At 70.1% G+C, this 14469-nt stretch carries 7 protein-coding genes and 2 pseudogenes; 2 read left to right on the top strand and 7 right to left on the bottom strand.

From position 1 onward, the window contains the following. Positions 1-56 precede the first annotated feature (56 nt). Together AB0D57_RS01255 and AB0D57_RS01250 are read right to left on the bottom strand one after the other, a co-directional pair. Positions 57-1736 carry a serine/threonine-protein kinase gene (locus AB0D57_RS01255; RefSeq protein ID WP_362065635.1) on the bottom strand — a complete coding sequence of 560 codons (1680 nt, stop codon included), beginning with the start codon at positions 1734-1736 and terminating at the stop codon, positions 57-59. Positions 1737-3211: 1475 nt separating this feature from the next. Further along, complete coding sequence (locus AB0D57_RS01250; RefSeq protein ID WP_362065633.1) at positions 3212-4075, bottom strand: NmrA family NAD(P)-binding protein; 864 nt, start codon at positions 4073-4075, stop codon at positions 3212-3214. A 195-nt stretch (positions 4076-4270) separates the two neighbouring features. On the opposite strand from AB0D57_RS01250, the gene AB0D57_RS01245 reads away from it, so the two are divergent. After that, complete coding sequence (locus tag AB0D57_RS01245) at positions 4271-4957, top strand: TetR/AcrR family transcriptional regulator (protein ID WP_362065631.1); 687 nt, start codon at positions 4271-4273, stop codon at positions 4955-4957. 133 nt (positions 4958-5090) lie between these two features. Here the strand turns inward: AB0D57_RS01245 and AB0D57_RS01240 are convergent. From AB0D57_RS01240 to AB0D57_RS01220, 5 genes and pseudogenes are all read right to left on the bottom strand, one after another. Next, positions 5091-5348 (bottom strand): annotated as a pseudogene (locus tag AB0D57_RS01240) (IS630 family transposase); the annotation flags it as partial. Between the two features lie 281 nt (positions 5349-5629). After that, positions 5630-5937 (bottom strand): annotated as a pseudogene (locus AB0D57_RS01235) (serine/threonine protein kinase); the annotation flags it as partial. Positions 5938-5968: 31 nt separating this feature from the next. After that, positions 5969-7597: a serine/threonine-protein kinase gene (locus AB0D57_RS01230; RefSeq protein WP_362065689.1), complete on the bottom strand. Its 1629-nt coding sequence runs from the start codon at positions 7595-7597 to the stop codon at positions 5969-5971. A 178-nt stretch (positions 7598-7775) separates the two neighbouring features. Beyond that, positions 7776-10631 (bottom strand): protein kinase, encoded by a 2856-nt coding sequence (locus tag AB0D57_RS01225; protein ID WP_362065629.1) that lies wholly within the window; start codon positions 10629-10631, stop codon positions 7776-7778. A gap of 239 nt (positions 10632-10870) precedes the next feature. Further along, positions 10871-13099, bottom strand: a complete 2229-nt coding sequence (locus tag AB0D57_RS01220; protein WP_362065627.1) for a serine/threonine-protein kinase — start codon at positions 13097-13099, stop codon at positions 10871-10873. 320 nt (positions 13100-13419) lie between these two features. On the opposite strand from AB0D57_RS01220, the gene AB0D57_RS01215 reads away from it, so the two are divergent. Beyond that, positions 13420-14403, top strand: coding sequence for a serine hydrolase domain-containing protein (locus AB0D57_RS01215; protein ID WP_362065687.1), 984 nt, complete (start codon positions 13420-13422; stop codon positions 14401-14403). The last annotated feature ends 66 nt before the right edge of the window (positions 14404-14469 follow it).

Genomic DNA, 14469 nt, shown 5'->3' with positions numbered 1-14469 from the left:
TATGTCCCGTTCGCGTCCGTGTTTATGTCCCGTTCGCGTCCGTGTTTATGTCCCGTTCACGACCGTGCGAACGTGTCCACCGCCACGTCGAAGTACTCCTTCGCCTCCGCCACCCTGCCGACCGGCGCCGAGACCCACACGTCGTACATCCGGCCGTTCTCCTCCCAGCAGAGGTCGTACGTGTGCCGGGCGCCCTCCGCCGTGGTGAAGCCGTCCCAGGTGAACTCCCAGAACGCGGCGGGCTGTCCGTCATGGGTGGTCGAGGTGACGGTGCCGTCGCGGTAGCCCGGGTTCGTGGAGGGCCCCTCGGCGTGCGCGCGCCGCATCAGCGCGAGCGGGCCGCCCGGCTCGGGGTCGGACATCTTGATGCCGATACGGAAGGTCTGCCCCGGCGACATGTAGAAGATCCGCTCGCCCTGCGGGTCACGCGTGAAACCGTCGGGCACGGCGAGCGAGAACCCGTCCGGGTCATCGACCGTCCGGTAACCCGAGGGCACCTCGCGGGAGGTGGCGGTCGGGGTCTGCTGCCGGGTGACGGTGACCGTGGGCACGGGGCTCGGCGACGCCGCGGATGACTCGGACGACGCCGGAGTGCCCGGGGCCTGCGACGCGCTCACGGTCGTCCGCTGCGTCGAACCGGCGGGCGGGGCCGGCGTACCGCCCCCGCCGTCACCGCCGTCGTTCATCAGCAGCGCCGTGGACACACCCGCCCCGGCCATGACGGCGACCAGCGCGGCCACGACGAGCATGCGCCGCGCGGGGTACTTCTGCGCGCGGTCGAACACCGCGGCGGTGGCAGGAGAGTCGGGCGCAGTGACCGGCGCAGCCGGATGAGCGGCGGGCTTCCGTTTCGGTACGTCCCGCTGCGTGGGCGTGTACCCGGGGGACGTGGGCCGCGGCGTACGGCCCGTCTCCAGGAACGCCCGCAGCAGCCGCTCCGCCTCCACCGCGTCGAGCCGCCGGTCCGGATCGCGCTCCAGCAGCCCCCGTACGACCGGAAGCAGCGGCGTGGCCTGCGCGGGCGGGCGGATCTCGTCCATGACGACGGCGTGCAGGATGCCGCCCAACGAGTCGCGGCGGAACGGTGATTCGCCGCTCAGCGCCGTGCACAGCAGTGCGCCGAGCGACCACAGGTCGGACTCGGGGCCGGTCCTCGCCCCGGACATCCGCTCGGGCGCGGTGTATTCGGGCGAGCCGACGAAGGATCCGCTCTCGGTGAGCGTCGTCGCGCCCGCGACCTGGGCGATGCCGAAGTCGGTGAGGACGACGCGGTCGGTGTCCGCCTCCATCAGGACGTTCGCGGGCTTGAGGTCCCGGTGCAGAACACCCGCGTCGTGCGCGCGGCGCAGCGCGCCCAGCAGGTCGATGCCGATGCGGGCGGCCTCGCGCGCGTCGACAGGGCCGTTGCTGGAGATCCGCTCGGCGAGCGAGCCGCCGTCGATCAACTCCATGACGATGTACGGGCGTTCGTCGTCCACGACCACGTCGTGCACGACGATGATGTGCGGGTGGTGCAGCTGCGCGACGGCGCGGGCCTCGCGCAGGGTGCGATCGCGTTGCTGCCGAGCCTCGTCCTCCGAGAGCGAGTCGTCGACCGCGAGTTCCTTCACCGCGACCCGGCGGCCGAGCAGTTGGTCGGTGGCACGCCATACGACGCCCATGCCGCCCCGCCCGATCCTGGCCTCCAGCCGGTACCGGCCCTCGATCACGCGGAGGTTGTCCCCCTCGGTCCCCATGCGCCCCATCATGCCGCACCGGACGGATCGGCTCCGGGACGCCGACCGGCCAAGTATGCCGCCGCCCCAAGACTGCCGGTGGCACACTCCAGGGAACTCAGGCCTTGGCGCGGACCATACTGGGCCGGATCGACGAGGCCACCGCGATGGAACGGCGCCTCTACGCTCGCTGCCGGGGGCGGGATCAGCGAGTCCACCGCTCACGCCTACAGCGCCTTGCCGAGCTCCGACTGGCTCGTGTTCCTGCCGGACGCCTTGCCTACGAAGATGCGGGAGCAACCGGCTCGGCACTCCAGCGGCCCGGTGGCACGCGGCGGCTCCTGGGAGCCGGTGAGTTCGGCCAGTTCGTCGGCGTGCGTGACCAGGTCGGGCCGGGCGACCGAGGGCGATCATTTTCGGCCAAAACCTGTTTTGAGCAGGACACAAAGCATGGCAAATCACCAAGGGATACGCACCATACTGGGCAAAACGGGTGGCTGGAATCATGCTGTCATGTGAATCATGAAAGCCTTACCTTTTCCTTATGGGAAACACTTTGAAGCGCCTTTCCGTCACGAGCGTCGCGGCGGTGGCAATATTCGCTACGACCACAGTGACCAATGCCAGCGCGGCGAGTGGCGCAGCCGCGTGCTCGGTGACCGGCGCCTCGGGGAGTCTCACGTTCACCAACTGGACAGCCAGTTATGTGGACATCAGCGGTTGGGTCAAGGACAACGCTGCCGACGGTCACCATGTGGCCATTCGATTCAGGTCCCTAGACGGCGGCACTGGATGGGTAACAGATTGGCCCTGGCGTCACGAATACGACGGAAACGGATCGACTACCTCCTTCACGACTTACGCGAGCCCCTCCACCGATGATCTCGACTCCATCGGCGCACAGGTGGCGGTCATGGAAGGAAGTACGATAGTCCGTTCTTGCACGGACTGGGCCTGAGCCGCCAGCGAGCTTTGCTCACCTAAGAGTGGACGGGAAGCGCTCGGGGTCGACCTCGAATCGTTGACGTATCGGCCCACGCGATTTTCGGGTGGGCCGATACGCGACCGCGTTTCGTGAAGTCGTCGTCCACGTAGGTCACGACGTTCTCGGCCGATTCGCTGCCCTGGTACGAAGTTTTGGTTGTTTCGGCCTGCGGGGCAGGAGTCTCCGCCATATAGGAGAAGGCAGCGTCGTCCGTCTACTCCATACCGTCGGCGTCCTGATAGGCCACCGAGCTGGTGCTGTGACCGGGAAGGTTCGCCGAGTTCGTGGCCGTGGCGGTCGGATGAGTAGTGGCTTCCGTTCCGGAGAGGCGGCGTAAGGGCCGCTGGTTCATGCGGCGGGCGCCGCGGCAGTGGGCTTGCGTCATTCGTCGCCCGGCCCGTCTGTCCCTCGCAGGCTTTTACGGTGGGCTGGGTTAATTCGACCGCCGTCGCTGTGCCTGGCGGGTCGCGCCGCGGAGGTGTCGACCCGCCAGGAGCAAGGGACGGTCGGTTTACCGGGAGCGTACGACGGCCTCCAAGACCTCGTGGACGGTCTTCGCGGGGTGGCCGATGGTGGCTTCCAGTGTGGGGTCGGTGACGTTGAACTCGCCATTGCGTGATGCGGCGAACATCGTCAAGGCGAACTCCGCAGCCGGCCGCGGCATCCCGCTGGCGACTGCTGTGGATGTCCACTCGTTGTCGTCCATGACGACTCGGGCGATGGTCCGGCCGGTGATGCGGCTGAGGATTTCGGCAACGTCGGCGAAGTCCAGCGTGTGGGCGGCTGTCAGCGGCGGCGTGATCCCTTCGAGCGCTCCCTCTTCCGTCAGAGCGACGGCCGCGACTTCTGCCAGGTCCTCGTGGGCCGTCCAGGACACCAGGCCGTCCTGCGGCACGGCGAGCGTGCCTGTCTCCAGCGCCGCACCGATGTAGGAGCCCAAGGTGGAGGCATAGAACCCGTTGCGGAGGGCGGTGTAGGGGACTCCTTGCTGCTTGAGGTGCTCCTCGGTGGCGGCGTGGACCTTCTGCGGCGGGAAGAGTGACGTGGGAGAGGCAGCCTGGTGGCTGGTGTACAGGATGCGTTGGGCGCCCGCTTCCCGCGCTGCGTCGATGGCGGCGCTGTTGGCGGTCAACGCGCCGCCACCGCGAATGGCCGCGGAGACGACGAGGACGCGCTCGGCACCTTCGAAGGCGTGCTTCAGACTGCCGGGTTCGGTGAAGTCTCCCGCCCGGACTCGGACGCCGCGCTCGGCGAGGTCGGCGGCCTTGCTCACATCGCGCACACTGACGCCGATCCTGTCGGCCGGTACCCGCTCCAGCAGGCAGTTGACGATCAGCTCCCCGAGGCGGCCGGTGGCTCCCGTGACGATCAGCACTGGTGGCTCCCATCTCATGCTGTTTCCAACGGAATGGAAATTACGGTACCAGTGATAATTCCGTTGGACGCAACCCTTGCGTTCATCCGAAGGTTGACCGGTGGTGGTCAGTGACTTTGAGCAGGTCGCACTGCGAAGGGATCGCGATATCACCGATAACATCGCTTGTCACCCGTGAGCGATACCATCGTCCCTATGGCATCGAACACGCAGCGGCGAGACATCACCCGGGACCGCATCGTGAAAGCTGCGGCCGACCTGCTGCGTGAGCAAGGGCCGGCAGCGGTCACCACGCGCCGCGTGGCCCACGAGGCCGGGCTGCAGCCTCCTGCCCTATACCGCCTCTTCCAGGACAAGGACGACCTGCTGGATACCGCCGCGGAGCACGTCTTCACCGAACACGTGGCGAGCAAGCAGACCACCGCGCCCTCCGACGACCCTGTGGAAGACCTCCGCGCCGGCTGGAACACGCAGATCAGCTTCGGCCTGGCCAACCCGTACGTCTACGGCCTGTTGCTCGACCCGGCCCGCGCACGCGACACCCCGGCACAGGCCAAGGGCGTGCTGATCCTTGCCGAGCGGGTGCACAGAATCGCCGCCGCCGGGCGGCTTCGGGTGAGCGAGGAACGCGCCGTCAATCTCATCCGCGCGGCGGGGATCGGAACCGTCCACACCCTGCTGACCCTGCCACCAGAGCAAAGCGACCCGCACCTGGCCGACGCCGCCTTCGACGCGATCGCTCGCGCCATCCTCACAGATGAGCCCGCTGTCCCCACCCAGGACCAGGCGGCCGTCGTTGCGGCCTTCCGCACCCTCGTGCCCGAACTGCCCAGTCTCAGCAAAGCTGAAGCCGCGCTTCTCGACGAGTGGCTGCAACGCTGATCCATCACCGCGCTACGGGCCCTGGCCACAATGGCAAAGTTTCGACCACCACTTCTGGGAACCAGACCGAGGCACACACTGTCCCGTGCCCAGACCTCCGACAGCGCCTTGTGAGTGCTGTGACCGGAGGCCCTCACGCGGCAAGAGCGGGCCTGCCGCCCCAGCGGATTCCCTTCTCACTGCGGATGCGGGCGCGTTCGCGGCGCTGGGCGGCGAGGACGTCGGGGTGTCGGGCGTTGGCGTTGCGCCAGCGCAGGTAGGCGTGCAGGGCGCGGGTCCGCGCGGTGTGGTTGCGGTGGTTGGAGTTGGCGACGGTGAACTGCCGCAGCGGCCCGAAGTGCGCCTCGATGGGGTTGGCCCACGACGCGTAGGTCGGGGTGAAACACAGCTCTGCCCCGGCGCACGATCTGCTGCAGCTTCTGCCCTTCCTGGTCGGTCAACCTGCGCACACGGACAGGCTCAGCCACCACACCCCCAGCAGTCGGATCGGACGACACGCCATATACAACCGCTCCGACTACCAATCCGGTGAACCTTCCTGGTCACAGCACCAGCAGGTCCGGCGATCTCGTCGAGGCTGTCCTCGGACATCTTGTACAGGGTCAGGCCCACCGACACGGAGTGGCTCGGGTCGGTGTAGGTAACCCAGTGCTCCTTGCCCGACTCCACGGCCTGGGTCGCGGCCGGAGCAGGCGGATGCGCGGCCGTCTCCAGCAACGCCCGCACCTGCCCGGCGTTCGGACGGCACGAAGGTCCTTCTGCAGAAGCCCGTTGATGACGTCGGCCAGCGGCCCCTCGACCGAATCCGACGCCGCGGGCGTCGAGTTGAGGACGGACTGCAGGGTCACCGGGGTGTTGCTGCGACGAAACGGCGAGACGCCCTCCGTCGCCGCGTACAGCACCACGCCGAGCGACCAGAGATCGGAGGCAGGACCCGGCCGCTTCCCCAACACCCGCTCCGGGGCGATGAGAGCCACCACAGTGACAGCGGAACCTTCTGTTCCACTCGGATCAACCCTCCTGGAAGCCCCGCAGGATCCAGTCGAACTGCTTTCTGGTGGTGGCCCAGTCGTCGGCCGGCGAGGCCGCGTAGATGGCGTACTCGGTGCCGTCGCTGTCCATGTACCCGACGTCGATCGCGCGGTAGGGCCCCGGGAAGTAGTGCGGCGGGTCCTTGGCCAGCGCGTTCCACGTGTACTCCCAGCGAACGCCCGGCAGGTCGCGGAAAAGCTCCTCCTTGAGGCTCAGCTGTTGGTAGTCCTGCAGCCGCCGTGAGATCCGCTGGTCCAGGTTGCTCATGTGCTCGTACGAGGTGCGGAAGTCCGGCGCGGTGTCGACGGCAACCCGCACGAGGTGCTTGCCCTTGTCGGGCGAGTAGTCGACCTGCCGGAGGCCGTCCTGGTCGATGGAGACGGACCGCTTCCACCCCTTGGGCAGGGAGATGCTGAAGCCCACCGGGTCGTTGCGCCGCTCCCAACCGGCGGGAACCGCCCCCTGACCGCCCTCGTCGCTCGGCGTGGCACTGGCACTGGCACTGGCACTGGCACTCGGAGTCGACGATACAGAGGCGGAGTCGCCGGGGCTCCCCGTGCCGAACTGCTGCAGCGCGACCGCGACACCCCCGCCGACGATCGCCGCGAGGGCGACGACCAGGGCGAACGTACGCAGGCGGTGCCGCTTCGGCCGCGCGGGCACGGGCCCGATCGTCACCGGCGGATACGGCGTGGCGACGGCCGTCTGCGCGCGGGTACCGGTGCCGGTCCCCGTCTCCGTGGTGTCGTACCCTGCCTGCCCCGTCGGCGCATACGACTGCGCCGCACTCCACAGTCGTCCCGCCGCCGCCTCGGCAAGCATCTGCTCGGCCTGCGCCGCGCTGGGCCGCTCGGCCGGATCCTTGCGCAGCAGCGCGGCGAGGACGGGCCCCAGCGCACCCGCGTTGACCGGTTCGGCGGGTTCCTCCTCGACGACGGCCTGCATGGTGCCGATGGGCGAGGTGCGGCGGAACGGCGACCTGCCCTCGACCGCCGTGTACAGCGTCGCGCCGAGCGCCCACAGGTCGGAGGCCGGGCCCGGGTCGTGGCCGCGTACCCGCTCGGGGGCGAGGTAGTCGACCGAGCCGACGACCTCTCCGGTGCGGGTGATCGTGGTGTCGCCCTCTATCTGGGCGATGCCGAAGTCGGTGAGCAGGACACGGTCGTCACCGCCGAGCAGGACGTTGCCGGGCTTGACGTCACGGTGCAGGACGCCGGCGGCGTGCGCGGCGCGCAGCGCCCGCAGCACCCACAGACCGATCCGCGCCGCCTCGGCCGGTTCGACGCGCCCCTGCTCCTTGACCTCGTCGGCCAGCGAGTTGCCCTCGACCAGCTCCATGACGATCCACGGCCGGTTGTCGTGCTCGAGGACGTCGTGCACGGTCACGACGGCCGAGTGGTTGATCCGGGCGGCGGCCCGCGCCTCGGCATGAGTACGGGCCAGCAGCACGGGCCGGTCGCTCTCCGCGACGTACAACGCGGCAGTCAGCTCCTTGATGGCGACCGCACGGTGCAGCACCTGATCGTGCGCGCGCCACACCCGGCCCATGCCACCGCTGCCGATGGATTCGACAAGCCGGTAGCGGCCCGCGAGGAGCAGGCCCTGCATCTGATTCACGTTTCCCCGCAATGGTCTTGACGAGGGTCAGACTAGAGAGGGGTCACCCGCGCAGGGAACCTACGGAGGCGTACGGAGACCGCACTGTGACGGTTCTCCCTTCCGGGCACGGGAGGGAACCATTGGGCGTTCAGGGACTCGTGGGCCCTGAACGTCACTCGGAGTCGGCTCAGCCGGTGGCCTGATAGGTCTCCGACGCCTGCTCGTACAGCCGTGTCACCTCGTCCCGTTCGGCCTCCGGGCCGCGCACCTGCACCACGTGGTAGCGCCCGTCCAGGATGATCGCGAGATTGCGGACGAACAGCTCCTGCCCCGCGGAGTTCTGCCAGGTGAACTGCCCCTCGGCCATGGTCCGTCCGCCCACGTCGATCCGCCGCATCCCGCTGGACGTGGCCCACGTCGAGTCGCGGAACGGCTGCAACTCGCTCTCCCGCTCCCGCTGGTACGCCAGCGGATCACTGCCGTACGTCGCGGTGCTGTCCCGTCCGGGTACGACGATGAGCTCGAAGTTGCCGTCGGAGTAGACGACCTGCCCCTGCCCGTTCTTGGGTGTGCGGTCCCAGCCGTTGGCCACGGCGACCCGGAAGCCCTCGGTGTCCTCGCGGAGGGTGAAGCCCTGGGCGCCCTCGGAGTCGTTGGACTGCGAGGTCGTCGAACTCGGGTCTCCCGAAGGGCTGTCGTTCCCGTCGGAGCCGGGGGAGGTCTGGTCGGGTCGCGGTTCGCTGCTCGCCTTTCCGTCGGTGCCCGTGCCGGAGGAGCTCCCCGGTGCGGGGCTCACCTCCCCGGCGGAGCCGGTCCGTTGGCCGTCGGCGTCGCTGTCCGGCTCGGCCTTCGGCATGAAGACCATCGCGTACGCGACCGCAGCGACCAACCCGAGCAGGACCAACAGGACGAGATTCCGCCCGAGCCGTCGGGGCTTGGCCGGCCCGGCCGAGGCGGTCGGCCTGGTCGGTCTGATCGGTTTGGCCTGCTTGTCGTGCCTGGCGCGCTTGTGGCGGGCGTGCGGGCCGGCCGCGGGCAGCCGCCGGGCGCGGCGCCTGCGAACGAGCTCACCACGTCGCCGTACGATCGGCAGCCGACTGGGGTCGACGGGGGGCGCCGCGATGACGTGCGCGCCCGCCTCGGGTTCGGGAGCGGAGCGCACGAGCGAGCGCAGCCAGCCGCGCAGCTCCTCGAAGTCGAGCCGCTCGGTGGGGTCCTGACGCAGCAGCGACTCCACTACGGGCCGCAGCGGCCCGCACTCCTCCGCGAACGCGGGCGGCTCCGCGCACACCAGCTGCACCAGCTCGGCGGTGTTCTCCTCCGGGTAAGGCGCATGGCCCTGGACCGCGCGGAAGAGCAGCGCCCCCAGCGCCCACAGGTCGGTCGCGGGCCCGATCGGCGCCGCCAACTGCCAGTTCTCATGCACCGGACCGGCCTGCTCGGGCGCCCACCGCTCGGTCACCGGCCCGACGACCGCCATCCGGGCCTGCCGGGCACGCTCCGCGGCGAGCGCGGTGGCGGGGCCGCGACGCGGGGGCGCACCGGCGACGAGCTCGTCCCAACGGCCGTTGGGAGTCGCGGGAGCGAGGGCGGAAGCGGATGACTGCCTCTGCCCAGGGGTGGGAGCGGGCGTGCCGTTTCCGACCACGGGGCCGGGGATGGGGCTGAGCCCGGTGACAGGACCGGGGAGAACGGGAAGCCCTTGACCGTTGCCGCCACCACTGCCACTGCCACCGGCACTGCCGCTACCAGAACGGGGCTGGGCGCCATGCCAGGCACTCGTCTGCCCGACTCCGTACGGGTCGGCGATCTGGCCGGGAGGCGGACCCTCCGGCTGATGCTCCGTGCCCGGCCCGGAGCCCTGAGCGGACGGTGCGGAGGAACCCACCTGCTGGACGGACCGGGGCGCGGGCAGTGCGGCCGGCCCGCCTCGTTGCTGTTCCTGTACGCGGGCGGCGGCACGCGCTCCGGCACGGTACGCGGCGATGGCCCCGGCCCGCGCGGCCCGGACGTCGTCCCCGGCTTCGGGAGCCCGGCGCCCCACATCCGTTCCACCCCCGGCGGGCGGCTCGGCAACGGGAGCCCCGTTCTCGGCACGGGCCTCGATCGCGGCCCGCCGAGCGGCTTCCGCGTCGGCCCCGTGCGCACTGGCGGCCACCACTCCGAACGAAGCTCCGGCCCGCACACCGGGCGCGCCACCGCCTGGAGCACCGGCCCCGACACCTCGGCCGGGACCCGCTCCCGCGTCGAGCGAACCGGTGTTCCGCACCTGCCCGGCGCCCCCGCCCCCCTCACCGCCAAAACCGCGAGAACCCCCGGAACCCGCAGCGCGTCCGGAGCCCCCCGAGCTCCCTGAGCCCCCCGGACCCTCTGCACCCTCGAAGTCCGGCACCGGTACCGGGTCGTACCCGCACAGCGCCTCCTCCGCGGCCCCGGCCGCCAGACCGGTCAGCATCACGCGGCCGTCGTCGCAGACGAGCACCGTACGCACGGTGATGTTCCGATGCACCCACCCGTGGGCGTGCAGCACCCGCAGCGCGGTGAGGACGTCGGCGGCGACCTCGGCCGCCCGATAGGGGCTCAACGGCTTCTCGGCGAGCAGCGCGGCCAGCGGCCTCGCGGGCACGAACTCGCTCACTATCCACAGCGACCCGCCCTCGGCGAACACGTCGAAGACCTGGTCGAGCCGGGGATGGTCGGGGATCTGCGCGGCGGCCTGGGCAGCCTCGATCGCCCGTCGCACGGCGGGTTCGGTGGGCCGACGTGTGGTCCGCGCGGAGGCGCGCCGCACCCCGCCGTCCCGCGCCACGAACCCCTCGGGCAGCCCGTCCGCGTCGAGCACCTCTGCCTCGACGACCTCGGGCAACGGCACCTGCCGAACGAGGACTTCCTGTCCGCTGTAGGTGTCGAAGGCCCGCGTCTCGGCGAATTCGTACTCGTCCGACGGCGGCAACGGCAGACGGTAGCGGTCGGCGAGTACTCGTCCCGCGTAGTCGTCCACGATGCCTCCCCCGGCCGACGGTTGGTCAATTCCGTTCGCCATGCATCCCGTTACAAGCTTCGTACGGTCCGCAACCACTCACGATACGTGCCCGAGGCAACCCGCAAAGCGGGGATGCGAGATGTCACCGCCCCGTGACCGACCCCTACAACAGACACCCCGGGCGAACCGTCCCGAACTTCACGACATGCGCCCGGGTCCGCACCGCAGGACTCCGTACCTCGAGTCTCCGTTCCTCAAGACTCCGCGCCTCGAAGCTCCGCCCCTCGAGACTCCGCGCCTCAGGACTTCGGCTGGAACGTCGTCGTCAGCGTCTGCCACGTGTCCTTGCGTAGATCGCTGTCCCATTTGGACGCCTTCGCCGAGTACATCAACCCGTATCCGAGAGAAGAGTTGACGACGAACCCGCGGTCGATCGACCGGTACTTCGTGCCGCTCTCCTGGTAGGTGAACTCCCAGTCGGCCGTGTTCCAGCCGCGGTAGTCCACCTGCTCTATTCGCACCCGCTTGTACTGCGAGCGCGTCATGTACTGCTCCTGGTTCTTCCAGTCCGCCACCGGGTCGGACTTGGGTGTCGTCGTCCAGCCGACGAGAAGCCTCTGCCCGTCGGGCCCGGTGAACCGGACTCCCGCGGGGTCCTCGGACACGTACTTCCACCCCTTGGGCAGCCCGATCGAGAACCCCTGACTGCCCTTGTACGTCGACACGGCGGTGGAGTCCGACGAGCCCGACGACTCCTTGCCGTCGCTGCTCGTGCCGCTCTCCTCGCTCTCGTCGCTCTTCTCGCTCGACTCACTCGCGCTCGGCGTGCTGCCCGAAGTCCCGTCAGCGCCGGAGCCGGTGTCGTCGTCCTTCGTGTCGCCACTGTCCTTGTCAGCGCCGGTGGTCGCGTCCTCGCCACCGCTTCCGGCGGTCACTCCGCTGGACGTGGCCGCCTTGGTGTCGCCTCTCTTGCCGTCCTTCGATCCGCTGTCGTCACCGCCACCGAGGGTGAGGGCCAGCACGGTCCCGATCACGGCGAGCACCACGACCACCGCGATGATCACCAGTGTCCGGCGCGGTACGACATCCGTGAGCGGCGCCTTCGGCACGGGCCGCGGCGGCCTCTCGGGCGCCACGGGCCACCCCGAGGCCCGCCCCGCCGAACCGCCGGCACTTCCCACACTCGTCGCGCTCGTCGCACTCGCCGAACCCAAGTTCCGACCCGCCGACGCAGCGCCGCCGGCCTTCTCCGAGGCGGACGCCCCGGCCTTCCCCGATACCGCGGGTCCGGCCTTCCCGCCCCCCGGCGCCGACGCATCCGCGCCCACCGGAGCCGTCGGAGTCGCTGGAACCGCCGGAGCAGCCGAAGCCGCATCCTCACTTCCGACCGCCCCGCCGACCGACCCTCCGGCCGACCCGGAGGCCGCCGTACCGCCGGACTTCGCACGTGCCGTCGCCGCCGCGGTGGCCGCCGCAGTGGCCGCGCCGGCCGCCGAGGCAGCCTTCCGCACGGAACGCATCGCCCCGCGCAGCCGCTCCCCGGCCTCCTCGCCCCGCTTGGCCCCGGAGCCACCCGAGCCGCCCGAACTCCCCCGGCCAGAACCCTCGTCCGGCACCGGCGGCAAGGCCACGACCTTCGTCGCGTCCGCCGGCTCCGGCACGGTCTCCTTGGGCTCGGGCGCGTAGACCACCTCGTTGAGCATCACCCGCGCCCGCTCATTGTCGAGCCGCTGCTGGGGGTCCTTGGCAAGCAGTCCGTAGATCACGGTCTCCAACGGACCCGCGTTCTTCGGCTGCTCCACCGGCTCGGTCATCACCGCGGTGAGGGTCGCGATCGCTGACCCCTTGTCGTACGGCGGCACTCCCTCGACCGACGCGTACAGCAGACCGCCCAGCGACCACAGGTCGGCCGCGGGCCCGGGCTTGTGACCGCGCGCCCGCTCCGGCGAGATGTAGGAGGGCGCGCCGACGAGCATGCCGGTGGAGGTGATGGACGGGTCGCCCTCGACCTGCGCGATGCCGAAGTCGGTCAGCACGACCCGGCCGTCGTCCGCGATCAGCACGTTCGACGGCTTCACATCGCGGTGCAGGATGCCCTCGCGGTGCGCCGAACGCAGCACGTCGAGTATCACGAGCCCCACCTCGGCGGCGCGCTTCGGCGTGAGCAGGCCGTCCTCGCGGATGACCTCGGCGAGCGATTTGCCCTCGACGAGTTCCATCACGATCCACGGCCGGTTGTCCTCGTCGACCACGTCGAAGACCGTCACCGCGCCGTTGTTGCGAATCCGCGCGATCGCCTTGGCCTCACGCAGCGTGCGCGTGATCAGCCGCCGCTTCTCGTCCTCGTCGATGCTCGACGGGAACCTCAGCTCCTTGACCGCGACCGTGCGACCAAGGGTTTCGTCCTCGGCCCGCCACACCGTGCCCATGCCACCGCGGCCGAGAACATCTCCCAGCCGGTACCGCCCGGCGAGGAGACGACTGCTCTTGTCCTGACGGGATGCTCCCGCCCGCTCCGCCTCCGACATGCGTCCCCTCATGCAACCCGCCCTGACAGAGCCTCCATTGTCCCTCACCCGACAAGCGCTCGACGCCCAGGGGCCCCTCAGGAGGGTCCCCGCCCGCTGGTGAAGCCGTACCGTCCCTCATGATGGGGCGCGAGAAGGAAGGACCGCCGATGCCGCCGCGCCGGACACGTCGGACACTCTTGGTCATACTTGTGTCCCTGACGCTCCTCGGCCTGGCCCCGACCGGCTTGCTCGGACTGCCCCCAACCGCTTCCCACCCCCTTTCCCGCTCCCTCATGTCCACGGCCCCGACGGGCTCCCGCACCCCCGTCACCCCCGCAATGGACGCCCCCCTCTACCTCCGCTCCCGCCTCTCCCTCCTCGTCACCCGCGGCAAGGCTCCGGCCGCGGCGCTACTGGCCCTCGACGATTCCGGCTCACGCTTCGCAAGCGTCGGTGACGACATCTCCGCTGCCGGCATCGCCCGCGGCGACCACTTCCGCGCGGGCAGCATCACGAAGACGTTCATCGCAACCGTGGTGCTGCAGCTGGCCGCCGAGCACCGGCTGTCCCTGTCCGACTCGGTGGACGCTCATCTTCCGGGGCTGGTGCGCGGCGCGGGCAACGACGGCCGACGTCTGACCCTGCGTTCCCTGCTCACCCACACCAGCGGTCTGTACGACTTCACCGCGGACACCAAAGGCACCGTCCCCGTCACGCCGCTCCGGGCCGTACGCATCGCACTCACCCACCCCCCGGCGGCCCGCGGCCGCTTCGCCTACTCGAACACCAACTACGTCGTGCTCGGCATGGTCGTCGAACAGGTCACCGGCCACTCATATGCCACCGAGGCCGAGCGTCGCATCATCACTCCTCTCCGTCTGACAGGCACCTCCTTCCCCGGAGCCCGCGTCTCCCTTCCGTCCCCGCACGGCCGCGCCTACGCCGCCGACGGCTCCGACGTCACCGACCTCGACCCGCGCGTGGCCGGCGCGGCAGGCGAGCTCGTCAGCACGCTCGCCGACCTGAACCGCTTCTACTCCGCCCTGCTGAGCGGCGATCTGCTGCCCGCGCGCCGGCTGCGCGAGATGCTCGACACCCGCACCTCACAAGGCACGTACGGCATGGGGCTCTACCCGGTGAAGCTGCCGTGCGGCACCACGGTGTGGGGGCACAACGGACGCATCTCCGGCAGCTACGTGCGCACCGCAGCCACTGTCGACGGCCGTCATGTCCTCACCTTCCGGGTGAACACGGACGGGATCGCAGACCCTGACCTCGAACCCGCCCTGCTCGCCGCCGAGTTCTGCCCCCGCACCCGGTAGAACGGCCGAGTTTCGAGCAAAGATCCCAGCTCACCACACTCGTTCGAGTGACATTGCCCGACCCGG

This window comes from Streptomyces sp. NPDC048275, from assembly GCF_040652275.1.
Classification (GTDB): Bacteria; Actinomycetota; Actinomycetes; order Streptomycetales; family Streptomycetaceae; genus Streptomyces.
This window is presented reverse-complemented; position numbering and strand designations above follow the sequence as displayed.